This is a genomic window from Legionella lansingensis (genome assembly GCF_900187355.1).
GTDB classification, from domain to species: Bacteria; Pseudomonadota; Gammaproteobacteria; order Legionellales; family Legionellaceae; genus Tatlockia; species Tatlockia lansingensis.
This window is the reverse complement of the sequence record NZ_LT906451.1, coordinates 1,228,273-1,250,760: the sequence shown is the minus strand read 5'-3', so window position 1 is coordinate 1,250,760 and position 22,488 is coordinate 1,228,273. Positions and strand designations below refer to the sequence as shown.

Here is a 22,488-nt window from a genome sequence, read left to right as displayed (position 1 = left end):
TTTTTACCCTTTAATACAAAGCAATTGATATGCGTTTAAATAAATCCATCAGAAGAGATCGCGTGGACACTCGTATACAACGCTTTCGATTGAATTTGCTAGCAACTTTAGTCCTCTTTTTATCTTCTATCCTGGTTTTGCGCCTCGCTTACTTGCAGGTCTCTCAATATAAGCGTTATCAAACCCTATCACTAAAAAATCAGATGAGCATTATTCCCATCGCACCACCGAGAGGAATTATTTTAGATAGAAATGGGGTTGTATTAGCTGAAAATATCCCGGTCTATGTTTTGGAAACTATTCCAGAGCGAGTTAAAGATATGCCTCAGACGCTAAAGAGATTACAAAAATTGCTTCCTTCAATTACTGAGGATGATCTGGAAAATTTTCATCGCACCCGCAAACAAAATCGTTCCTTTGTGCCTATTCCGCTAAAACTTAAGCTTACTCAAGAAGAAGTTGCTATCTTTGCCAGCAATCAATATCAGTTCCCCGGAGTCAATATTAAGGCAAGGTTAATGCGTTTTTATCCTTTAGGGGAGGTAATGGCGCATGTTCTAGGTTACGTTGGACGTATTAATGTACAAGAACTTCGTCAAGTTGATCCTACCAACTATCGAGCTACCAATTTCATTGGCAAAGCCGGAATAGAACGGTTCTATGAGAATATTTTACACGGCGAAGTTGGCTATCAGCAGGTTGAAACCGATGTTAGCGGTCGAACCTTAAGAATTATAAATAAACAAAATCCTATTTCAGGTGAAAAGCTTTATTTAACAGTTGACTCTCGCCTTCAGCGAGCAGCCTATGAAGCACTAGCAAATAAGCGAGGTGCTGTCGTCGCCATAAACACTAAAAATGGTGATATTCTTGCCATGGTTAGTTCACCAAGCTTTGATCCAAACATTTTTGTTAATGGAATTACTGCTTCTGACTATCAAAAACTGGTGAATGCAAAAGAAAGGCCACTGTATAACCGTGCGGTCAGAGGGTTATATCCTCCCGCTTCAACCATTAAGCCTTTTATGGGATTAGCTGGTTTGGAAAAAGGCGTGATTGATGCACGTTATAGTATTTATGATCCAGGATGGTTCCGTTTACCCGGAGTAAGCCATGCCTACCGTGATTGGAAAAAAACAGGTCACGGAGTAATCAATTTAAAACGGGCTATCACTGTTTCCTGTGATACTTATTTTTATCAATTAGGACATAAGATGGGCATTTCAGCCATTGAAGACATGTTGGTGAAATTTGGTTTTGGTCAGCTAACCCACGTGGACTTAAATGAAGAAGCTCCAGGTTTGGTCCCGAGTAAACGTTGGAAGGCACAAACTAAAGGGGTTGCCTGGTATCCAGGAGATACCGTGATAACATCCATCGGCCAAGGTTTTATGTTAGTTTCTCCTTTACAACTTGCAAACGCCACTGCTTCATTAAGTCAAAAGGGAAGACGCTTTCGCCCTCATTTGCTTCTTAAGTCCGTCCAAAGCGACAAAGGTGAAACCCATGTTTATCAGGTTCTTGAAGAATATCCGATGCGACTTAAAGATGAGAATTATTGGGATATTGTCGCAGAAGGTATGCGTGCCGTCATTACTAGTAATGAGGGAACAGGTTACCGTTTTGGCCGGAATGCACCCTATTCCGTTGCTGCTAAAACAGGAACAGCACAGGTATTCGGAGGCCGTCAATATGAAAAAACACGGTACGAAGATATCCCTGAATATTTAAGAGATAACTCCTTATTTATTGCCTTTGCACCCGTGGAAGATCCAGAAATAGCCATAGCAGTCATTGTTGAAAATGATTTCGCCGCTTCCAACGTTGCCCGCAAAGTTCTAGATGCCTATTTTGAATTGAAAAAAAGTGAACCAAAATCATGAAAACGCATCACGTCCGCCCAGTTTATCGATTTACCACGAAATCAATTCACATTGATCTCCCATTGCTAGGCTTACTTTTATCCTTGATCGCTATAGGGATGTTGATTCTATATAGTGCCTCTAATCAAAATCTCAGTATGATTTTTCGCCAATCGATGCGCTTGTTTTTTGCTTTGGGAATGATGATGATTTTCGCCATGATCCCTCCTCATAAATACAAAGCTTGGTCACCTTGGCTTTATGGTACAGGCTTGGTTTTACTTATCTTTGTCATGCTCATGGGCAAAATCGGGAAAGGTGCCCAGCGGTGGCTAGATTTGGGGCTATTTCGTTTTCAACCATCGGAGATCATGAAATTGGCAATCCCCATGATGACTGCATGGTATTTTGATCGAAAAATGCTACCTATTGATATTAAATCATTATGCGTTGCCGGTATCATTATTTTCTTCCCTGCTTTGCTCATTGCCAAACAACCTGATTTGGGGACTGCCATCATGGTTGCCACTGCAGGCCTAAGCGTCATTTTTCTTGCGGGTATCAACATGTACATCCTATTAATTCTTGCAAGCATGATAGGATTAGCTGCCCCTTTTTTATGGCATTTTATGTACGATTACCAAAAACAAAGGATCCTCACTTTTCTTAACCCCGAGCATGATCCTTTAGGTTCTGGGTATCATATTATCCAATCCAAAATTGCTATAGGCTCAGGTGGGACTTTCGGCAAAGGATGGCTGGAGGGTAGTCAATCCCATTTAAATTTCTTACCGGAGCATGCTACAGATTTTATTTTTGCTGTAGGCAGTGAAGAATTTGGCCTAATTGGCAGCATTATTCTTATTATTTTAATCGCTCTCATCGCTTTGCGAGGGCTTCAGATAGCAAAAAACGCACAAACCAGTTTTACACGACTGTTAGCAGCAAGTTTAGCTATGACATTTTTCCTTGCTGCATTTGTTAACATTGGTATGGTCATGGGCATTTTACCTGTAGTGGGCATGCCGCTACCCTTAATCAGTTATGGTGGGACAGCTATGGTTACCTTTTTAACCAGCTTCGGCATTTTAATGTCTATCAGCTCACATCGTATTTTGTTTAATAGCCTCACATAGTGTCGTCCTGAGCGGGTATATCCTCACAAAATTAGTAGAACAGGAAAATACATTTGATCTCCTACGTCTGGATCGTTCTGGCTGAGGAAGCGCTGAGATCCTCTCATGTTTGAGCTCTCGGAGCCAATGAATACGTTGAGTAAAAAAATCAATATTGGAGCAAGGAATCTTAAGTAGGCAATAAATAGTTCTGCCTTAAATATAAGAAAACTATTTAAGACAGTTGTACCTTACATTCAATTTAGCAGATCATTAATAAAGCTCTCTTCTCTTTCCTCTGCTGATGGTAACTTACCTTGTGCTTCAAGAGTAACTGTTTCCGCTCCTTTGTTTTCGAAGAATAGTTGAGAAGATGATGCCGAAGAATTTTGATAGAAATAATTAGAATTATCATCCACTGGAATTGCTTTACGGCGTTTTGAGGAATGACCTACTTGGTTGCTGTTCCCTCGATCCCTATTTTTTGCATTTGAAAAAGTGACTGTATCTTGTATGAGAGTATTTTCATTAAAATGAACAAACTCCGCCATGAGAATATTTCTTTTAAACAAGTTAAATCCCATGGATAAAATCATTTGTGGGTAATTTGGATCTACAAAATAGACCTGTTGTGTAGGTTGATTTTTAGCACCAATTAAAAGGACGCAATGTGGGATATTTTCTGGATAATTATCAACACTGTAAACATTTCTTTCTATTAACCCATCAGATGTTTTAATTTTCTCAGATATGGGTAATGTACCATTTGGTAACTTATTTCCACGTGTAAGCCTAATTGCGATTGGCCCGTATTCTTCTAAAATGTTTTTTAGTTCCGTCATTGTGAGATTGCCTATGTCCTCAAAATCTTTAACCGGTAAATTGAGTAATCTTGCCATGGCAAAGTCCACTCCGTATTTATCTAAAAAATCTTCAATCCAATCCCCCTCATAATCATCGCCTCCGTCATCAATTATTTCATCTGCAATTTGTATAAGATCTTCGGCATATTTTGTCATTATATTGAGCATAATATCTCTATATTCACCAGTTTCATATTTGCATGCATCAACAATCTCTTTTACGTAAGGAGGGACATTATTTTGCATTCCATGCATTGCCCGCAGATGTAGGAAAGAAAAATAATAACATTGAGGACTATCTTGAGCAGGAATATTTGTATGTTTTGGTAGGTAAATAATTGCTTTCACTTATTATCTCTCGCCTTGGTGTAGATTATTTTATTTTTTTATTCGATTTGAGTAATTTACAACCTAAAAATTAAGAAAACATTAACACAGATAAGTTTTGGCAGTTTCTATTGATGCACCATAAAGATTAAATAATAAACATATATATCCCTAATACTAAGCTAAAGAGGTCAGGTCTTGTATTTTGATTGTCAACATGTACCAATTCAGGGCCAACCCGCGTCGTCTTTTGAAAACTCAGTTCGTATGTCTGCAAAAGTCGGTTCATCAAAATTAATATGAAAAGTAATTTTCTTTCTGATTATTTGGCAACCTAAATAAAAGAAAGAAAATACGCGCTTGTGTGTATAAGTACTTGTCAGACATGGCCTTGTCAGCTACTAACTTGTAGTTCAGCTAAAAGTTCGGTAACTGGGGTGAAGTTTTTACGATGGATGGCGCAGGGTCCTAACTTCTGTAATGCAGAAAGATGCATTTCTGTAGCATAGCCTTTATGCGCTGCGAAACCATAGCCAGGGTAAAGGTCATCCATGCTCTCCATTTCTTGATCACGCAATACTTTCGCTAAAATTGAGGCTGCACCAATGGAACAAATTAAGCCATCACCATCAACAATGGCTTTGCAGGGCATTATCACTTGCGGTACAAATAGACCATCTACAAGCACCTCATGTGGAGAGGTAGGTAAAGCTTCAATAGCTCGCTTCATTGCTAACAACGTTGCATAATGAATATTTAACCTGTCAATTTCTTCAACTTCTGCACGACCATAAGCAAAACAATATGCTTCTTCTTTGATTCTTACGGCTAATTCTTTTCGTTTTACAGGCGAAAGCTTTTTGGAGTCCTTTACACCCTCGATGGGCTTTTGCAAAATCACGGCGGCCGTAACGACAGGCCCAGCCAAAGGACCACGACCTACTTCATCAACCCCTGCTACATATATTTCCACAAGTCGGCTCTCCTTATTACAAAGAGCGAATCATATCCATTTCAGTTTCATTTCGCACCTAAAAAATGCTCAATGCATAGAATAATTATTGACCTTAGTTGCTTTTTTTGAAAATTCTGTGGATAGCACTAATCTCACTGCCATTAAGTTAATCACCCCCGCGAACCGGAATGAATTGATTTATGACCCCGAAAATGCGATCATTCGATCAAATTATTATCAATTTTTGTGCTTATGGGTATTTTAAAATGTGCAGTCATTGGGGTAGGTTATTTGGGCCGTTTTCATGCGCAAAAATATCAAATGCTCCCTAATGCTGAGCTAGTTGCTATTTGTGATATCAACCAAGACGTTTGTGAAAGCGTTTCTAAAGGACTCAAAGTTCCCGCGTATTCTGATTACCACGATCTTTTTGGCAAGGTTGAGGCAGTTAGCATTGCAGCAACCACGAGTAAGCATTACGAAATAGCTAAAGACTGCATAGCGCAGGGAATTCATGTGCTCATTGAAAAACCGATCACGGAAACGGTTGCTCAGGCAAATGAACTCATTGAACTAGCCAAACAATATCAGATTAAATTACAGGTTGGCCACTTGGAGCGCTTTAATGCTGCTCGTCTAGCACTTGATGCTCATCTTGAGCAACCCTTGTTTATTGAATCTCACCGTTTAGCACCTTTCAATCCACGTGGTACTGATGTAAACGTGATTTTGGATTTGATGATTCATGACATTGATATTATCCAAACGATCGTGAAAAGTCCTATTGTTAATATTGATGCTCAAGGAGCTCCTATTTTGTCTAAATCAATTGACATAGCCAATGCTCGTTTGTCTTTTGAGAACCACTGCGTGGCCAATGTCACAGCCAGTCGCATTAGCTTCAAAACGGAACGTAAGACGAGAATATTTCAGCCGAATTCTTATATTTCAATCGATTACCACAATAAGCAATTTGCTGTTTTTCAGAAGGGTGAGGCTGAGATGTTCCCGGGTATTCCGGAAATTACCCGCCACCAATCTGTGTTTGAAAAAGGAGATGCATTACTAGAGGAAATTAAAGCATTCTTGGCTTCTATCCAAGATGATACTGCACCCCTCGTAACTGGCGAAGAAGGCCGTGATGCCCTGGAAGTGGCAGCCAAAATTAGCTCGCTCATCGATCGCAATTTAGTGCAACGAAATGCAATCTAATAAGCATATTGTCATCGTTGCTGGTGAGGAATCTGGTGATCGCCATGCCGCACACCTCGTTCACCAACTTCATGCCAAGAATTCAAATCTTGCGATTAGTGGCGTGGGTGGCCGTCATATGGAAGAAGCAGGAGTTCACCTTGTAAGTGATTTAGCTCGTTTTGGTGTCACGGGTTTATTTGAAGTTCTTCGTCATCTTCGAATGATAAAAAAGGCCTTTCAAGCAATCAAATTACATATACAGAACACGAAACCCGATCTTTTAATTCTCGTGGATTGCCCGGGGTTTAATTTACCACTTGCCAAATTTGCCAAACAAAAGCTTGGTATCCGCATTTTATACTACATCAGTCCACAAATATGGGCCTGGAAAGCGAACCGGCTTGAAACCATCCGCGCTAATATTGATAGAATGGCGGTAATATTACCCTTTGAAAAAGATATTTATCAGAAAGCAGGTATACCAGTATCTTTTGTTGGACACCCCTTAGTGGAACGCATTCAATTTTGCACGAATGTAAAAGCTGCTCGCCAAAATTTAAATTTACCCACAACAAAACGCCTTGTGGCCATGTTACCTGGCAGCCGCATCCATGAAATAGAAAAACATATGCCCGTCTTAGTGAAAACCACCCAGATACTTAGCCAGCAATATAATGATTTACATTTTGTAATTCCTATAGCAGCTAATCTTAAACCTGAACTAGTGAAGGCCTATTTTAAGAAATCGAGAGTTGGGATATCTTTCATTCCTGGAAAGGCAACGGACGTTGTTGCTTGCAGTGATTGCGTCGTTGTGGCATCAGGTACAGCTTCACTCGAATGCGCTCTTTTAGAAAAACCCATGTGTATCATCTATAAAGGTTCTTGGCTTAGTTATGTAGCAGCAATGAAGGTTATTAAGGTAAAATATCTAGGTCTATGTAATCTTTTAAAAAACCAAATGGTTGTGCCAGAGTTGTTGCAATATGATTGCAATGCTAAAGAATTAAGCCGCATGCTTAACGAGCTGTTAACCAATGAGCATGTTGTTAATCGTATGATAAATCGCCTGAAGCAACTGAAGTTCTCTCTTTCATCTGAGGAAGCGGATTGCACATTAAGTGATTTGGTTATTCAAGAAATTGAACTTATTTCTTAAGTTTTTAGACAGCAAGATCTGCAAATTTTTCCTCAAAAAGTTCGAAATATTTCTTTATTAAGTGTTTCATTTTTTTGATAACTTTTTTGCTTAAATGTAGATTATCAATTAACCTTCATGTACAATAAATTTAGCTTTCATTAGAGTATGAAAGTATTTGGATAGAATGATTTAACTAGAATAAGGAAGTTATGATGAATGTCATTGAAACACAAACCTCTCCTCTAAGCGTGAAACAAGATCAAGGTCTGCAAGACTTGGTTTATAGCTTAGTTACTCGTTTTCTTGCCGAGAATAAAACTAAGCACATTGATGATCTCTATGACATGATTCTCTCAGAAGTTGAGCCACCTCTTTTGCAAGCTGTTATGGAAAAACGACGTGGGAATCAACTACAAGCAGCCAAGATGCTTGGAATCAGCCGTGGTACAATCAGAAAAAAACTACAACGCTATTTTGGTACAAGATATTTTCGTTTAACTGACGAGTAGTGACCATAAAGCCGTCTTAATCATTCAAAAAAAATTTGATAGATCGAATTAGATTCCGCAGATGTTACTGCGGAGCGGCGAAATACTACTACTTTTATAATAGCGTCGGTCAGGTTTATAGCCCGACATGAGTCACCAATTGATTCTTGTTGTCGGGCTATAAGCCCATAGCCGTCAGGCTAAGAAAGAAATTGTTTGTTTAACTTATTGAAATAATAATAAAAAAAGCTAGAGTACCCTTTTAAATTTTTTCCCGCCAGGAAAACAACCAAAAGGGACTCTATGCTGCTGGATACCCTATCAAATATTCCTCAAGAAATCTTTAAATTTTTTACTTATGAAGCGGATCGGATAGGAAAGGAAACAGGTTTTCAGAAACGCCGTTCAAAATTGACACCTAGTGTTTTTATAAAATCATTGATAACGCTCTGTTTTTCAGAACATTTTAATTTGGAACTTTTCTGTGGATTGGTAAAAACGCAAAAAGTTTATATCAAAAAACAATCATTACATGAGCGATTTAACGAACGAACAGCCGGATTTCTTAAAGCCTTTTCATTATTCTGTTTAAAGCACTTTCAAATGAAAAAGTTACCTCAACTCCAAGGATTGGAGCAATTTAGTAGCCTTAACATCATTGATAGCAGTACTATATCCTTACATCAGGCGCTGAATGAGCTTTTTAAAGGCAGTGGCGGAGCCGCATCCAGTTCCGCTATGAAAATCCAAATGATGTTTGATTATCTTGGTGGACAAATAAAAGAGCTTACTCTAACTTCGGGCTGTGATAACGATCAGGGCTTTGATAATTATTTTAATACTATTGAAAAAGGAGCTCTTTATTTAATGGATTTAGGTTATTTTAAACTGAACACGTTTAAGAAAATTATGGAAGAAAACGCTTTCTTCATAAGCCGCTTGCTCACCGGAACTAAACTTCTAACACAAGATAAGAAACCTTTTGATTTACTCGTTACCTTGGAGAATGCTGCACCATTCTTTTCTCAGCAGGTCCTTATGGGAGCAACGCATAAAATTCCTGTCCGCTTGGTCGCTCAACGATTACCACCAGTCATTGCCGAGCAAAGGCGGAGAAGACTTATAAAAGATCATCGTCGCCGTGGTTCCACACCAAACCAGGAATCGTTGGCTTTACAAAGTTGGTCTATTTATATTACCAATACCTCTGAAACTCAAATCAATAATAAAGCAATTCATCAAACGTATGCTTTACGATGGCAGGTAGAACTCCTCTTTAAATTAAGTAAATCCTTAATGCATATTGACTCTATCAAAACTAAAAAGTTTGCTCGAGTGATTATTGAAACCTATGGTAAGTTTATTGCAATGATGCTTTTGTTTTTGCTATGCAATCCCATGCGCAACATAGAAGGCAAACAACTCTCTTTTTATAAAGCCTGTCACCAACTAAGTTCCAAGGCTACTGGATTGATTATCGCCCTCATGTCTCCTTATCGATTAAAGCATTTCTTGAATGATTTCTATGAAAATCTCTCCCTCTTTGCTATCAAAGATTCAAAAAAGAAACCTCTTTTGACCTTTGACTTCTGCGAAGGAGAGTGCTTTTAAACTCTTAGCCTGACGGCTATGGGCCTTTGGCCCGACCTACACATATTTAAAGTCTTAGGAATAGACCACCCCCTATCGGGGGAGCACCAAATCAAACATGAGGAGCTGTTATAAATCTTGAGCTTCTAACAATAATCTATTCACTCGACTAACAAAATCAGCGGGGTTATCCAATTGCCCACCCTCAGCCAATACCGCTTGCTCGAATAACATAAATACCCATTCGGTAAAACGGCTGTCATCTTCAATACCATATAGACGTTTGATTAAAGCATGATCTGGATTAATTTCAAATATTGGCTTTGTTTCGGCAATCTTCTGACCAGCTGCTTGCAATATTCGTTGCATTTCTAAACCCATATCATGTTCATCGGCAACGATGCAAGCTGGAGAATCCGTCAGTCGATTAGTCAATTGCACCTCTTTGATTCTATCCCCCAACACTTCTTTAATATGTTTAAGCAGAGGAGCCAAGCTCTCTTCCTGTTTTTTGATTTCGGGAGCGTCAGCAATATCAAGATCAATTTTACCCTTGCTAATCGAATGTAATTTCTTTCCTTCAAATTCACTCAAATAGCCTACCAACCACTCATCAATGCGATCACTTAACAACAAAACCTCAATATCCTTCTTTTTAAAAATCTCAAGATGGGGACTATGTCTAGCTGAGTTGTAACTTGATGCAGTCAAATAATAAATTTTGTCCTGATCTTCTTTCATGCGCGATACATAATCCATTAAAGATATATTTTGTTTCTCTGAGTCGTTTTTTGTAGTAGTAAAGCGTAATAATTTAGCTATTGCTTCACGATTGACATAGTCCTCAATAGGTCCCTCTTTTAAGACTAAACCAAATTCATTCCAGAAATTTTGATATTTATCGGGATCTTGAGTGCTAAGTTTTTCCAACATTGAAAGAATACGCTTTGTACAAGCTGACTTAATGGCATCAACTTGCTTATTTTCTTGTAGAATTTCGCGCGAAATATTCAATGGTAAATCACTTGCATCAATAATTCCTTTCACAAAACGCAAGTATCTGGGTAAGAATTGCACAGCATCATCCATGATGAATACTCGTTTTACATAAAGCTTCAGACCATGCTTCATCTCGTGCTGCCACAAATCAAAAGGAGCATGACTAGGAATATATAAGAGGCTGATATAATCTTGCTTTCCTTCGACATGATTATGTGACCATATTAGAGGATCCTGAAAATCATGAGAAATATGTTTATAGAGCGTTTTATAATCTTCGTCAGAGATTTCAGATTTCTGTAATGTCCAGAGTGCTGTGGCTTTATTGACTGTTTCAAAATCCTTGGCCGGCTTATCGTCTTCGTCTCTCTTTTTCATTACAATTGGCCAACAAATATGATCTGAATATTTGGTAATAATGCTGCGTAAGCGCCAATCACTTAGAAATTCATCTTGCTCTTTTTTCAAATGTAAAATAACTTCTGTACCACGTTCGGTTCTCTTCTCTTGGCCTATTGTAAACTCTCCTTCACCATTAGATTGCCAAACAATACCTTCCTCGGGACTAAGGCCCGCTTTGCGACTTTTTACAGTTACTTTATCAGCAACAATGAATGCTGAGTAAAAACCGACACCAAATTGGCCAATCAAATGAGCATCTTTCGCATTTTCACCAGTCAAATGATTGAGGAATTCTTTAGTACCTGATTTAGCAATGGTTCCTAAATTTTCGACTGCCTCAGTCCAATTTAAACCGATACCATTGTCTTTGATAGTAATCGTTTTATGTTTCTCGTTGAAATCAATAACTATTTTCAGATCTGAATCACTTTCGTACAGAGAAGAATCTGAGAGGGCTAAGAATCGAAGCTTATCTAAGGCATCGGAAGCATTGGAAATTAATTCCCGTAGAAATATTTCTTTATTTGAATATAAAGAATGGACAACCAGGTGCAACATTTGCTTCACTTCTGTTTGAAATCCCATGGTTTGCTGCTTACTCACCATTTATTAATCTCCAAATTAAAACAATAAAAATAAAATTAGATTTTGCTCTATATGTGGGTAAAACTGAGGAATTTCAAGGGCTAATTTCTTAAGGGAGTCAGAAATACCTCTCCCCTTGTGGGAGAGGCCGGTGCGCACAGCGCGGCGGGTGAGGAGAAGTGAACATCTTATTCACCGATTAAAGGCTATAGTACAACTCAAACTCAAAAGGATGCACCAAACTTCTAACATGGGCAATTTCAGCTTCACGAATCTTAATATAGCTATCGATGAAATCTTTGGAGAAAACATCACCTTGTAACAAGAACTCTTGATCCTGTCTTAGATGATGGATAGCCTGTTCGAGAGATTCACATACTGTTGGCACATCGATGAGCTCTTCTGGAGGCAAATCATACAAATCCTTGTCCATAGGCTGACCAGGATGAATTTTTCTCTGGATGCCGTCAAGACCCGCCATCATCATTGCAGAGAAAGCAAGATAAGGATTGGCTGTTGGATCAGGGAAGCGCACTTCAATGCGACGTGCTTTAGGATTACCTACATGGGGTATGCGAATTGCTGCTGAACGATTACGTGCTGAGTAAGCTAAAAGCACTGGGGCCTCAAAGCCTGGAACCAAGCGTTTATAGCTATTCGTTGCTGGGTTAGTGAACGCATTCAATGCACGAGCGTGTTTAATAATCCCGCCAATATAGTAAAGTGCAGCTTCTGATAAACCAGCATATTGATCACCCGTAAACAGATTCACACCATCTTTCATCAGTGATTGATGGCAGTGCATACCATTACCATTGTCACCAACCAAAGGTTTAGGCATAAACGTAGCGGTTTTCCCATAATTATGGGCAACATTATGCACAACATATTTTAAAAGCTGCAGTTCGTCAGCTTTTTTGGTTAAGCTATTGAAACGTGTAGCCACCTCACATTGGTTACCTGTGGCAACTTCATGATGATGGGCTTCCACAACCATTCCAAGGGCCTCCAAAGTCAAACAGATCGCAGAGCGAATATCTTGTGAAGAATCAACCGGTGGTACAGGGAAATATCCACCTTTTATGCTTGGTCTATGACCGATATTCCCTCCCTCGATGACTTTACCTGAGTTCCATTGACCCTCAGCAGAATCAACTTTGTAAAACGAACTACGCAGATCAGTTTCCCAACGCACATCATCAAATAAGAAAAACTCGGGTTCCGGCCCAAACAATGCGCTGTCAGCAATTCCCGTTGATTGTAAATACGCTTCAGCCCTATGAGCGATTGATCGCGGATCTCTGTCGTAACCTAACATCGTTTGTGGGTCAACAACATCGCAACGAATAATCAGGGTATTATCTTGGTAGAAAGGATCAGGAACAATGGTGCTCATATCAGGCACAATTGCAAGATCAGATTGATGAATTTTCTGCCAACCTTTAATGGAGGAACCATCTATCATTTTGCCATTTTCGATAAAATCATCGTCGACTGCTGATACTGGTATGGTGATATGCTGCTCTTTTCCCCGCGGGTCAGTGAATCGCAAATCGATGAATTTGGCATCATGTTCTTTTATTGCCGCAAGTACTACATCTTTCGTCATTTTTCTCTCCAGGATTAGCCCCTGCTAGTCTACCTTAAGTGACTTAGTAAACCCAATAGATTAAACTGGTTTATTGTTAAAAATTCGTGATTGACCATGGGCGCGTATCACTACCAGGCGCTGAGTAAAACAGGAAGCACCACCAAAGGCGTTATTGAGGCTGACTCAGAACGTCATGCACGTCAATTATTGCGTGAACGTGGGATGATTCCTACTCAAATTCGCACCTTAACTAAACAACAGCAAACACGACGCAAAGATAAGTTGTCGGCACAAGATTTAGCCCTATTAACCCGACAACTAGCCACCCTTCTGGCGGCCGGCATTCCTGTTGAAGAATCCTTACGTGGAGTCAGTGAGCAAACTGAAAAAGATAAGGTACGTGAATTAATTATAGGTGTTCGAGCGAAAGTGGTCGAGGGTTATGCCCTTGCGCAAGCAATGGGAGAATTTCCAAACGCCTTCCCGGAATTATATCGCGCAACAGTAGGGGCTGGTGAACAGACGGGACGGTTGGATTTGGTTCTTGAAAAACTTGCTGATTACACGGAAAATCAGCAGGAAACAAGACAAAAAATACAACAAGCACTCATCTACCCCTCTTTGATGATTATTGTTTCGACAGCGATTATCAGCTTTTTATTGGCTTTCGTTGTTCCCAAAATTATAGAAGTATTCACCACAAGCGGACAATCTTTGCCGCAAATGACCAAAATACTCATCAGTATTAGTACGTTTATTAAATCCTACGGCTTGATCGTCTTACTTATCCTATTCTTGCTTTTGGCCGCATTTAAGCGCAGTCTTGCCAATATTAATGTGCGCACCCAATGGCATCGTATTTTATTAAAGTTACCAATTACTGCATATCTGGTAAAATCGATAAACGTAGCACGCTATATACATACCTTCGGTATTCTATTTGCGGCAGGGGTTAGTGTTCTCGAAACCATGCGAGTATCGGCTAGTCTTGTAACCAATCTTGTGATGCGCAATGCTTTTGACCAAGCCACTATTCGTGTTCGCGAGGGCACTGCGATAAATCAAGCACTCAAGGAAACGGGGTTTTTAAGCCCAATGGCAACACATTTAATTGCCAGTGGAGAAAAAAGTGGGCAAATTGCAACCATGATGGAGCGTGCGGCGTCTCATTTAGACAGCGAGGTAAAACGACTCATCGATACTGCGCTGACTTTGCTTGAGCCGATGGTGATTCTATTTATGGGTGCTGTGGTTTTATTTATTGTGTTAGCAACACTGTTGCCCATTTTTTCTATGGAGCAATTGGTGAGTTAGTAACTTTAAGTAATTATTCGCTCACTTCCGACTTTCCGCGGCTTGACCGCGAGATCCATGGATCTAGCCAATTCGCTGGATCCCGCGGTCAAGCCGCGGGAAGTCGGGCAATATAGATAGGGACAAGTAGTTACAACGTTAGAATATTTGAGTAAGTTTAGGAGCTTTTAATAATGAGCAAACAAAGTGGTTTTTCATTAATTGAAATTATGGTTGTGGTCGTCATTCTTGGCATCCTTGCATCCATTGTTGTACCGAAAATCATCAGTCGACCTGATGAAGCCAGGGTGGTCAAGGCCAAACAAGACGTTTTGGCTATCCAAAATGCACTCGATCTCTATAAATTGGATAATGGGATTTACCCCAGCACTGATCAAGGCTTGTTAGCTTTAGTAGAGAAACCAACAACCACCCCCGCTCCTAGAGACTGGAAACAATATCTCCAAGCATTACCTAAGGATCCTTGGGGTCGCGATTATTTATACCTGAATCCTGGTGAACATAGCGAGGTGGATGTGTTTACCTTAGGCGCAGATGGACAACCTGGAGGAACAGGGATTAATGCCGAAATAGGCAATTGGAATGCACGCTAAAGGATTTACCTTAATTGAAATTTTGGTAGTAGTGATCATTATAAGTATCACCATAGGCTTCGCATTGCTTACATTTGGCGATTTTGGTGCATCCCGACGGGCTCTCATGACTGCCGAACAATTTTCAACTTATATCAAGTTAGTAGAACAGCAAGCAATCCTTGAAATGACCACATTAGGTATCGATGTGCGGCAGGATGGTTATCAGACATTGCGTTTTACACAGGGTAAGACGTGGACAGCAATGCCAGAAAAAAGTTTATTCCATACACGACATTTTCCTGACCACGTGGTTGTAAAGCCACAGAGCAAGTTAAAAAATAATTCCAAGAATCCCGACATCCTCATTGACTCTTCCGGAGACCTGACCCCTTTTGTCTTGAATATTGGTACGATGCAAAAACCTGTTATAGCCACGCTAATTGGCAAGCGTAACGGCGAAATCATTCTAACTTTCCCCAAAGCGTCATGAAAAAATTACCAACAGGTTTTACCTTAATTGAAGTGTTACTTGCTTTAGCCGTCATTGCCATCGCTTTGACCGCACTGATGGGAGCCACCGCTCAAAATGTAGCTAATACACAAAGAATCCAAGAGAAAACGATTAGCCATTGGGTTGCAGTTCAAGGGGTAACCATGGTGCAGCTGGGATTGTTAGCCGTATCCCCTAGCCAAGAAGTAACACAAGTCACCAACATGCTAGGGCAACGTTGGTATTGGCGCGTCAAAGTAAACCCGAGCAAGATAAAATCAGTTCAAGAAATGACCATAACAGTCAGTAAAAATCAGGCTGGACCATTTACTAATCCACTTAAAGCATTTCGGTATCAGCATGAATAAGGAAAAAGGGTTTACTTTACTTGAAATCTTAATAGCGCTTGCTGTTTTCGCCATCTTGGCAAGCATTACTTCCTCTGTTCTTTATTACTCATTTAACACAAAAACACGCGTTAATCAGCAGGCAGATCGCCTTAATGAACTGCAATTGGCCATTATTTTAATCGAGCGGGATACAAAGCAAGTGATACCTCGAGCTATACGTGGCAATGAAATGCATCTTTTTCCTGTTTTTGTTGGTCATCCTCAATACCTTGAATTCACCAGGCTTGGAATTGCAAACCCAGGTGGTCAAGAGAAACGCAGCCATCTCAAACGCGTGGCTTATGTCTGTCAAGATAATAAGCTTTTACGTAGGACATGGCATGTTCTTGATACGACTAACCGTAATGATTATGAAGATAAAGTACTATTAAGTAATTTAACGGGCTGTCGCTTCGCTTATCTTAATCACAGTTTGGAAGTACTATCTGAGTGGAGAGAAAATGCCGTGCAGCAAAACCAGCGTGCGGAGCCCTTGCCCAAAGCGATTCAATTCAATCTTGCTCTCAACAAGAATTGGGATAACATGATTTTCTTGACCATTATTCCAGAGGCACTGTATGCAGAATAATAGACAAAAGGATGCGATTGAGAGTATAGGCTTTATGCCGACTTCCCGAGGCTTGACCGCGGGATCCAGAAATCTATCAGCACCACTGGATTCCGCGGTCAAGCCGCGGAACGTCAGCCTATACTTTCAATCATATCCAAGACAAAGCGGAAGTGCCTTGATCACCGCCCTATTCATCATGACCTTGGTTGCAATAGCGGCAACAGCAATGAGCACTCGCTTGCAACTCGACATTTATAGAACCCGTCTTACTATTTTAAGCGATAAGCTTTATTTTGCTTCGCAAGCAGTAACTTTTTGGGCAATGAGTGAATTGGCGGATAAGAAAAATAAATTTACTCTAGCAGATGAATTCGGAAAAGTTATTGATTTTCCAAGCAAATTACAGAACGCTTATCCAGAGGTAGGCACAAGTGGTCATTTATACGACTTACAATCTCGCTTTAATTTAAACAATCTAAGCGACAAAAGATACCAATCATCATTTTTAAAAATCTTAGACCTTGCTCCGACTAAATTAAGCGCCGCAGAAAAAGAAGCCCTTATCTTGGCCACTCGTAATTGGATAAGCCCTTATCAGCCAGGTCGTGGACAAGATGAATTTGTTAATTACTATTTACAACAAAAGCCTCCTTACTTTGCAAGCCAGCAATTATTGCAACATGTTTCTGAGTTTCGCTTAATTAAAGATGTTAATGCTAAGCTTTATAGCAGTTTATTCGATTACTTGACTGTTCTACCTGAAGTGACTCCGATTAACATCAACACAGCCTCAAAACAAATTTTAGCAACTCTAGCAAATGGCTTAAATGAGGCACAAGTCGAAGAGCTGATAACCGCTCGGGGAGATAAAGGAATACAAGATTTACAAGACATCGCACCACTATTACAGAAATTAAATATCCGCAATCAACAAATTACTATTGAAAGCCAATATTTTTTAAGCGTCGCCATGATTGTTCATCCAGATCTTAATTTAACAAATTACACTGTCTTAAAGCGTAGTAAAGACAGAAATGGCAAAATTTCCGTGAGTATTGTCAGTGAAAGTTTAAATTCTGTTTAATCATCGAATTGCAGTAAGGGAGCATTGGTTATGCAAAATCAAAAGAAATGCGTTATCGATTTGATTGTCACTAAGGAAGAGCAAGCCTACATTATTTTCGAGGATGAGAAATTTATTGCATTTTTGGATCACCGCCCCTTGTTCCCAGGACATACATTATTAGCGCCTAAAAGACATTTTAAAACATTAACTGATTTACCTGATCAGATGATTCAACCATTTTTCTTATTGATTAAGAAAATGACCAAAGCCGTTACAGAGGCCATGGGCGCTAGTGGAAGTTTTGTCGCAATGAATAATGTCATTAGCCAAAGTTATCCCTCACCTCCATGTACATGTCGTACCTAGAAATAAGGGCGATGGGTTAAAGGGATTTTTTTGGCCGCGAAATAAATACCAAAATGAAGAACACATTATTGCAACGCAAGAGAAAATAAAATCTTTTTTGGCAAATCTTTAGGTCTATTTACAATCCTCTAATGGCACTTCCTCAAGGAAAAAGTGTCGTCATTGCGAACGAAGTGAAGCAATCCAGACCGGAGTTTTGTTCAAGGATCAAACTGGGTTGCTTCGCTGCGCTCGCAATGACGAAGCAAGTTGCACTAAAAATGCCCTCAATTTCCTTGAGGAAGTGCCATCAGACGATCCCCTACCGCCTAAGCATTGTAAAGCATTTTTAGCTGTTGCTTTAGTGCATAAAAAGCAGCTTCAATATTAATGTAATTTTTATGCCCTAAATAGTAAGAAAGAGAACCATCATCGGTTGCATGATCAGACTGTAGAGCAACATTAAATTTTAATTTTTTTAAGCGCTGATATTCTTGATTTTTGGTAACAAAATAGAAATTACGATAACTTGTGCATGGGACATAATTCAATGCCTTAGCGTCACGAGCTAAGGAATGATGTGGTAAATACTCTTTGAGAGAGTACCCACGATTATTATGAACAGCGATAACCTTTCCTTTTGCAGGCAGGAGGCTGATAATTTTATTGGCAAATTTTTTGACTTCTTGATGAGCTTCAGGGGAGTATGAGCCAAATTTCTTGAGTGTCTTTTTAATGCCTGTGTCCGTAAAAATGCGATTTGGATCAAATTCATAGCGTTGCTTATGCAAATGAAAAACAATATTACGATTCCCAGAATGTTTTAAGGCAATTAAAGAACCTCCTTCACGAGCAATATACATTTTTGCTGCCTGAAAAGCGGTATGTTCATTTTCATGTAAATGAACAAATGTTTTCCCTTTGCCCATTTGCCTGATAATTTTAACGTTTGTATCACCTAGTTTGGCGGTATAAGTCTCAGCGTGAAGCAAAGTACTTATTGCCATAAGAAAACAAGCAAAATATTTCATAAAAAAAACAATAAGTCTCAACTGAATGAGCAAACATTATACTTGATTGAGCTCCAGCTTATCAACTTCACACCCTACGGGGAATACGCTAATCTTGTCGTTTATGTCTTGAAAAGGAAAGGTCAATGGACAAACACTCATGCATGCATTGTTTTATTTCTGGTCGCGTACAGGGAGTGTGGTTTCGCGCCTCTGCTAGAGAGGAAGCGGAAAAATTGGGAATTACCGGATGGGCGCGCAATTTGCCAGATGGCAGAGTAGAAGTCATTGCTTGTGGAGATCCGGATAAACTCGAAAAATTCGACGCCTGGCTACAAAATGGGCCTCCTCATGCGCAAGTCACCAACTACAGTCGCCAGAATTTACCATGGCAGGAGTACGCAAGTTTTGATACTTTTTAAGAGAGTATAAACGTTAACTCGCTTTTCCTTTTTTGATTTGTTCAAATAATTGATCACCGAGTGCTCTTTCTTGTGAAGAAAGAGTCGGTTCTAACCGTGAAAGCTCTTTTGCGGCCTGTTCATTTTTATTTGATGCTGCCAATTTAAGCCAAGCATAAGCCCGACTGAGATCCTTACCGACCCCTAGCCCTGCTAGATATAAATAACCAAGCTTTCCTTGTGCCATGGCGTTCCCTTGATCAGCCGCTTTACCAAACCAGTAGGCAGCTTGCTGATAATCCTTATCAATTCCTGTTCCACTTAAAAGAAGTTGGCCAAGTTCGGCTTGAGCTTGTGCGTTTCCTTGTTCTGCAGCTGCATGAAACCAATAGGCCGCCTTTTCGGAATTCTGATCAACACCTAAACCTTTCAGGTATTGATACGCCAAATAGGCTTGGGCATTTTTGTGACCTTGATTAGCAGCACTTGAAAACCAGTATGCCGCAGCCCGTTGATCTTGCGCAATTCCATATTTACCCGTATATAACAGACCTAAACTATATTGTCCTTTAGCATCCCCTTGCTCAGCCGCTTTTTCATACCAATAAAGCGCCTTGTCCACATCTTTGGTTGTGCCCAGTCCCATCATGTATTGATAACCTAAATTAACTTGTGCACGAGCATAACCCTGTTCAGCAGATTTTTTAAACCATTCAAACGCCTTAGCTTCATTGGTCGCTACTCCATCACCAACAGAATACATCAAGCCGACATTACGTTGAGCAATTGCATTCCCTTGTCTTGCTGCTTTCATATACCAGGAAAAGGCCTGTTGAAAATCTTGTTTTACCCCTTTGCCATTATCATAAAGAAATCCTAAGCTAAGTTGTGCCAAGGCATTATTTCTTTCCGCAGATTTTTGGTACCATTCCTTTGCTTTTGCATCGTCCCTAATAACACCGTAACCGTATTGATACATGCGCCCCAATAGATACATTGCCTCATCGTTTCCTTCATCGGCTGCTTGAATTAAATGGGGATAAGCCGTTGTATAATCACCGTTTTCATAGGCTGCAAACCCAACAATCACATCAGCAAAAACTGAATGCGTAAAAAGACATGCAGCAGCCAAAAACGTAATGCGCATGCTTACTCCTAAATAAATTTATCCCCTCTATCTAAGCGTAGAATATATAACTTACAAATCCAAATGGCCTTAATTCTTGTCATTAATAACAAAGGAATGCAGACTACAATTAATAAAGGGGTTAAGGAATAAAATATGCAAATAGGATTCATTTCACATAAGGACTGCTTACTTCATGACATGGGTGATTTCCACCCAGAGCAGCCAGACAGACTTCGCAGTATCGAGCAAGCAGTCAAGGCTTCCGATTTAAATAAAGTAATAACTTACTACGAAGCCCCTTTAGCCACACGCGAACAGTTGCTCAGAGTCCATGATGAAGAATATGTGGATTTCATTTTTAAAATAGCACCCTCTCAAGGCTTGGTGCCATTAGACCCCGACGTGTGGATGAATCCTCATTCTCTACAAGCAGCATTACGAGCAGCTGGAGCTGTTGTCTATGGTGTTGAGCTCATTTTAAAAAACGAAATCGATGCAGCTTTTTGTAACGTCCGTCCTCCTGGACATCATGCCGAAAGAAATAAAGCCATGGGATTTTGTATCTTCAATAATGTCGCTTTAGGTGTCGCCCATGCTTTAGAACAATTAGACCTTGAGCGAGTTGCTATTGTTGATTTTGACGTCCACCATGGAAATGGTACTGAAGATATTTTTAAGAGAGATGAGCGCGTTCTATACTGCTCAACTTTTCAACACCCATTCTACCCTTTTAGGGGAGCCAATACACAAGAGAAGAATATTATTAATATTCCTCTACCTGCATACACTACCGGTAAAACTTATCGTGAACATGTTGAAAAGCTCTGGTTTAAGCAAATCGAAGATTTTTCCCCAGACATGATATTTTTTTCAGCAGGATTTGACGCTTACTATAAAGATGAGCTCGCCAATTTATTATTAACCCCTGATGACTATCTATGGATAACCCAAAAAGTTAAACAAATTGCTGATAAAACTTCCAATGGTCGAATGTTATCAGTACTCGAAGGTGGGTATAACTTACAGGGTTTGGGTGAATGTGCGGTAGCTCATCTTCATGGCTTATTATCTTAGAGGTTGAAATCACCCTCTAACTAAACAACAACCACTGCTGCGCCCGTAAATCGCCCGTGGCGCAAATCATCTAAAGCCTGATTGGTTTGAGCTAAAGGATAAGTATGAACCTCGGTTTTGATGGGTATTTTGGGGGCCAATGCTAAAAACTCTTCGCCATCTTTTCGAGTTAAATTGGCAACAGAACATAACGTTCTTTCACCCCAAAGAATTTCATAGGGAAAACTGGGAATATCGCTCATATGAATTCCTGCACATACAACGATTCCACCTTTCATCGTCGCACGTAAAGCCACAGGGACTAAATTGCCTACTGGTGCAAAAATAATCGCTGCATCAAATAAGCGCGGTGCCATCTCATCCGATCCTCCTGCCCAAGCGGCCCCCAACTTATAGGCAAAATCCTGAGCGGCTTTATCGCCTGGACTGGTAAAAGCATAGACCTTTCGATGTTGATATTCTGCGACTTGGATCAAAATGTGAGCGGCAGCCCCGAAACCATAAATCCCTAAATGTTTGGCATCGCCGGTCTTCAACAAAGCTCTGTAACCAATTAGCCCAGCACAAAACAAGGGTGCTGCTTGATCATCAGGATAGCTTTCGGAAATAGGAAAGCAAAAGCGAGCATCTGCCACACAATACTCAGCAAAACCACCATCAATTTGATAACCAGTGAATTTGGCTTGATCACACAAATTTTCTCGGCCTGAGGTACAAAACTCACATTGACCGCAACTACTACCCAACCAAGGTACCCCAACCCTTTGTCCCTTGGAAATTCCATTTACTTCACTACCTACCATTTCAACGACCCCCACAATTTGATGTCCAGGAATAAGAGGAAGTTTGGGATACTGCAATTCACCATCAACAACATGTAAGTCAGTGCGGCAAATGCCACAAGCTTTAATTTTTATCAGTAGCTCGGTAGCTTTTGGTTCGGGTTTGTTACGATAAGCGGGTTTTAGAGGGCTTCCTGGTTTTTCTAGTAGCATGACGTCCATAAGAGTTC

At 40.0% G+C, this 22,488-nt stretch carries 22 protein-coding genes; 15 read left to right on the top strand and 7 right to left on the bottom strand.

Annotated features, from left to right (window positions below; all coding sequences use genetic code 11):
- The first annotated feature begins 29 nt into the window (after positions 1-29).
- On the top strand, positions 30-1,883 hold the full coding sequence (gene mrdA, locus CKV79_RS05635; RefSeq protein ID WP_028373678.1) for a penicillin-binding protein 2: 1,854 nt from the start codon (positions 30-32) through the stop codon (positions 1,881-1,883).
- Positions 1,880-2,998: a rod shape-determining protein RodA gene (gene rodA / locus CKV79_RS05630; protein WP_028373679.1), complete on the top strand. Its 1,119-nt coding sequence runs from the start codon at positions 1,880-1,882 to the stop codon at positions 2,996-2,998. The genes mrdA and rodA overlap by 4 nt, the downstream gene beginning before the upstream one ends.
- Positions 2,999-3,234: 236 nt before the next feature.
- Here rodA and CKV79_RS05625 read toward each other — a convergent pair whose 3' ends face one another.
- Together CKV79_RS05625 and rnhB are read right to left on the bottom strand one after the other, a co-directional pair.
- Positions 3,235-4,188, bottom strand: a complete 954-nt coding sequence (locus CKV79_RS05625; protein ID WP_028373680.1) for a hypothetical protein — start codon at positions 4,186-4,188, stop codon at positions 3,235-3,237.
- 373 nt (positions 4,189-4,561) lie between these two features.
- Positions 4,562-5,134, bottom strand: a complete 573-nt coding sequence (gene rnhB, locus CKV79_RS05620) for a ribonuclease HII (protein WP_028373681.1) — start codon at positions 5,132-5,134, stop codon at positions 4,562-4,564.
- A 240-nt stretch (positions 5,135-5,374) separates the two neighbouring features.
- Between rnhB and CKV79_RS05615 the strand changes: the two genes are divergently transcribed.
- The 4 genes from CKV79_RS05615 (at position 5,375) to CKV79_RS05600 (ending at position 9,556) form a co-directional block, all read left to right on the top strand.
- The gene (locus tag CKV79_RS05615; RefSeq protein WP_028373682.1) at positions 5,375-6,334 is read left to right on the top strand and encodes a Gfo/Idh/MocA family protein; all 960 of its coding nucleotides are present in this window, start codon (positions 5,375-5,377) and stop codon (positions 6,332-6,334) included.
- Positions 6,324-7,475 carry a lipid-A-disaccharide synthase gene (gene lpxB, locus CKV79_RS05610; RefSeq protein WP_028373683.1) on the top strand — a complete coding sequence of 384 codons (1,152 nt, stop codon included), beginning with the start codon at positions 6,324-6,326 and terminating at the stop codon, positions 7,473-7,475. The genes CKV79_RS05615 and lpxB overlap by 11 nt, the downstream gene beginning before the upstream one ends.
- Before the next feature lie 194 nt (positions 7,476-7,669).
- Positions 7,670-7,966: a helix-turn-helix domain-containing protein gene (locus CKV79_RS05605; protein ID WP_028373684.1), complete on the top strand. Its 297-nt coding sequence runs from the start codon at positions 7,670-7,672 to the stop codon at positions 7,964-7,966.
- A 282-nt stretch (positions 7,967-8,248) separates the two neighbouring features.
- On the top strand, positions 8,249-9,556 hold the full coding sequence (locus CKV79_RS05600; protein WP_095141691.1) for an IS4 family transposase: 1,308 nt from the start codon (positions 8,249-8,251) through the stop codon (positions 9,554-9,556).
- A 108-nt stretch (positions 9,557-9,664) separates the two neighbouring features.
- Here the strand turns inward: CKV79_RS05600 and htpG are convergent, their stop codons facing one another.
- Together htpG and glnA are read right to left on the bottom strand one after the other, a co-directional pair.
- Positions 9,665-11,542 carry a molecular chaperone HtpG gene (gene htpG, locus CKV79_RS05595; protein WP_028374028.1) on the bottom strand — a complete coding sequence of 626 codons (1,878 nt, stop codon included), beginning with the start codon at positions 11,540-11,542 and terminating at the stop codon, positions 9,665-9,667.
- A gap of 178 nt (positions 11,543-11,720) precedes the next feature.
- Positions 11,721-13,130 carry a glutamate--ammonia ligase gene (gene glnA, locus CKV79_RS05590; RefSeq protein ID WP_028374027.1) on the bottom strand — a complete coding sequence of 470 codons (1,410 nt, stop codon included), beginning with the start codon at positions 13,128-13,130 and terminating at the stop codon, positions 11,721-11,723.
- Between the two features lie 96 nt (positions 13,131-13,226).
- On the opposite strand from glnA, the gene lspF reads away from it, so the two are divergent.
- The 7 genes from lspF (at position 13,227) to CKV79_RS05550 (ending at position 17,883) form a co-directional block, all read left to right on the top strand.
- Positions 13,227-14,426, top strand: a complete 1,200-nt coding sequence (gene lspF, locus CKV79_RS05585; protein WP_028374026.1) for a GspF family T2SS innner membrane protein variant LspF — start codon at positions 13,227-13,229, stop codon at positions 14,424-14,426.
- Between the two features lie 173 nt (positions 14,427-14,599).
- Positions 14,600-15,019: a GspG family T2SS major pseudopilin variant LspG gene (lspG, locus tag CKV79_RS05575; protein ID WP_028374025.1), complete on the top strand. Its 420-nt coding sequence runs from the start codon at positions 14,600-14,602 to the stop codon at positions 15,017-15,019.
- Complete coding sequence (gspH, locus tag CKV79_RS05570; RefSeq protein ID WP_028374024.1) at positions 15,009-15,491, top strand: type II secretion system minor pseudopilin GspH; 483 nt, start codon at positions 15,009-15,011, stop codon at positions 15,489-15,491. Before lspG ends, gspH begins: the two co-directional genes overlap by 11 nt.
- Positions 15,488-15,859, top strand: coding sequence for a GspI family T2SS minor pseudopilin variant LspI (lspI, locus tag CKV79_RS05565; protein WP_028374023.1), 372 nt, complete (start codon positions 15,488-15,490; stop codon positions 15,857-15,859). The genes gspH and lspI overlap by 4 nt, the downstream gene beginning before the upstream one ends.
- Entirely contained in the window at positions 15,852-16,469 is a 618-nt protein-coding gene (gene lspJ, locus CKV79_RS05560) for a GspJ family T2SS minor pseudopilin variant LspJ (protein ID WP_028374022.1), read from the top strand. Before lspI ends, lspJ begins: the two co-directional genes overlap by 8 nt.
- Positions 16,459-17,535 carry a type II secretion system minor pseudopilin GspK gene (gspK, locus tag CKV79_RS05555; RefSeq protein ID WP_274519306.1) on the top strand — a complete coding sequence of 359 codons (1,077 nt, stop codon included), beginning with the start codon at positions 16,459-16,461 and terminating at the stop codon, positions 17,533-17,535. Before lspJ ends, gspK begins: the two co-directional genes overlap by 11 nt.
- A 30-nt stretch (positions 17,536-17,565) precedes the next feature.
- Entirely contained in the window at positions 17,566-17,883 is a 318-nt protein-coding gene (locus tag CKV79_RS05550) for an HIT family protein (protein ID WP_231950216.1), read from the top strand.
- Between the two features lie 308 nt (positions 17,884-18,191).
- Here CKV79_RS05550 and CKV79_RS05545 read toward each other — a convergent pair whose 3' ends face one another.
- On the bottom strand, positions 18,192-18,893 hold the full coding sequence (locus tag CKV79_RS05545; RefSeq protein ID WP_028374020.1) for a hypothetical protein: 702 nt from the start codon (positions 18,891-18,893) through the stop codon (positions 18,192-18,194).
- Between the two features lie 125 nt (positions 18,894-19,018).
- On the opposite strand from CKV79_RS05545, the gene CKV79_RS05540 reads away from it, so the two are divergent.
- Positions 19,019-19,294 (top strand): acylphosphatase, encoded by a 276-nt coding sequence (locus CKV79_RS05540; protein ID WP_028374019.1) that lies wholly within the window; start codon positions 19,019-19,021, stop codon positions 19,292-19,294.
- A gap of 13 nt (positions 19,295-19,307) precedes the next feature.
- On the opposite strand, the gene CKV79_RS05535 is transcribed toward CKV79_RS05540, so the two are convergent.
- Positions 19,308-20,420, bottom strand: coding sequence for a tetratricopeptide repeat protein (locus CKV79_RS05535; protein WP_028374018.1), 1,113 nt, complete (start codon positions 20,418-20,420; stop codon positions 19,308-19,310).
- Between the two features lie 135 nt (positions 20,421-20,555).
- Between CKV79_RS05535 and CKV79_RS05530 the strand changes: the two genes are divergently transcribed.
- Positions 20,556-21,476, top strand: coding sequence for a histone deacetylase family protein (locus CKV79_RS05530; protein WP_028374017.1), 921 nt, complete (start codon positions 20,556-20,558; stop codon positions 21,474-21,476).
- Positions 21,477-21,496: 20 nt separating this feature from the next.
- Here the strand turns inward: CKV79_RS05530 and CKV79_RS05525 are convergent, their stop codons facing one another.
- Positions 21,497-22,480: a zinc-dependent alcohol dehydrogenase family protein gene (locus CKV79_RS05525; RefSeq protein ID WP_028374016.1), complete on the bottom strand. Its 984-nt coding sequence runs from the start codon at positions 22,478-22,480 to the stop codon at positions 21,497-21,499.
- Positions 22,481-22,488: the final 8 nt, after the last annotated feature.

What these genes read in the sequence shown, in the direction of transcription:
- lspJ (WP_028374022.1), top strand. Translation starts at nt 15,852, where the DNA reads ATGAATAAGGAAAAAGGGTTTACTTTACTTGAAATCTTAATAGCGCTT.
- lspG (WP_028374025.1), top strand. Translation starts at nt 14,600, where the DNA reads ATGAGCAAACAAAGTGGTTTTTCATTAATTGAAATTATGGTTGTGGTC.
- CKV79_RS05605 (WP_028373684.1), top strand. Translation starts at nt 7,670, where the DNA reads ATGAATGTCATTGAAACACAAACCTCTCCTCTAAGCGTGAAACAAGAT.
- CKV79_RS05600 (WP_095141691.1), top strand. Translation starts at nt 8,249, where the DNA reads ATGCTGCTGGATACCCTATCAAATATTCCTCAAGAAATCTTTAAATTT.
- lspI (WP_028374023.1), top strand. Translation starts at nt 15,488, where the DNA reads ATGAAAAAATTACCAACAGGTTTTACCTTAATTGAAGTGTTACTTGCT.
- CKV79_RS05530 (WP_028374017.1), top strand. Translation starts at nt 20,556, where the DNA reads ATGCAAATAGGATTCATTTCACATAAGGACTGCTTACTTCATGACATG.
- CKV79_RS05550 (WP_231950216.1), top strand. Translation starts at nt 17,566, where the DNA reads ATGCAAAATCAAAAGAAATGCGTTATCGATTTGATTGTCACTAAGGAA.
- rodA (WP_028373679.1), top strand. Translation starts at nt 1,880, where the DNA reads ATGAAAACGCATCACGTCCGCCCAGTTTATCGATTTACCACGAAATCA.
- glnA (WP_028374027.1), bottom strand. Translation starts at nt 13,130, where the DNA reads ATGACGAAAGATGTAGTACTTGCGGCAATAAAAGAACATGATGCCAAA.
- gspH (WP_028374024.1), top strand. Translation starts at nt 15,009, where the DNA reads ATGCACGCTAAAGGATTTACCTTAATTGAAATTTTGGTAGTAGTGATC.
- CKV79_RS05545 (WP_028374020.1), bottom strand. Translation starts at nt 18,893, where the DNA reads ATGAAATATTTTGCTTGTTTTCTTATGGCAATAAGTACTTTGCTTCAC.
- CKV79_RS05535 (WP_028374018.1), bottom strand. Translation starts at nt 20,420, where the DNA reads ATGCGCATTACGTTTTTGGCTGCTGCATGTCTTTTTACGCATTCAGTT.
- lpxB (WP_028373683.1), top strand. Translation starts at nt 6,324, where the DNA reads ATGCAATCTAATAAGCATATTGTCATCGTTGCTGGTGAGGAATCTGGT.
- lspF (WP_028374026.1), top strand. Translation starts at nt 13,227, where the DNA reads ATGGGCGCGTATCACTACCAGGCGCTGAGTAAAACAGGAAGCACCACC.
- htpG (WP_028374028.1), bottom strand. Translation starts at nt 11,542, where the DNA reads ATGGTGAGTAAGCAGCAAACCATGGGATTTCAAACAGAAGTGAAGCAA.
- mrdA (WP_028373678.1), top strand. Translation starts at nt 30, where the DNA reads ATGCGTTTAAATAAATCCATCAGAAGAGATCGCGTGGACACTCGTATA.
- gspK (WP_274519306.1), top strand. Translation starts at nt 16,459, where the DNA reads ATGCAGAATAATAGACAAAAGGATGCGATTGAGAGTATAGGCTTTATG.
- CKV79_RS05525 (WP_028374016.1), bottom strand. Translation starts at nt 22,480, where the DNA reads ATGGACGTCATGCTACTAGAAAAACCAGGAAGCCCTCTAAAACCCGCT.
- CKV79_RS05540 (WP_028374019.1), top strand. Translation starts at nt 19,019, where the DNA reads ATGGACAAACACTCATGCATGCATTGTTTTATTTCTGGTCGCGTACAG.
- CKV79_RS05615 (WP_028373682.1), top strand. Translation starts at nt 5,375, where the DNA reads ATGGGTATTTTAAAATGTGCAGTCATTGGGGTAGGTTATTTGGGCCGT.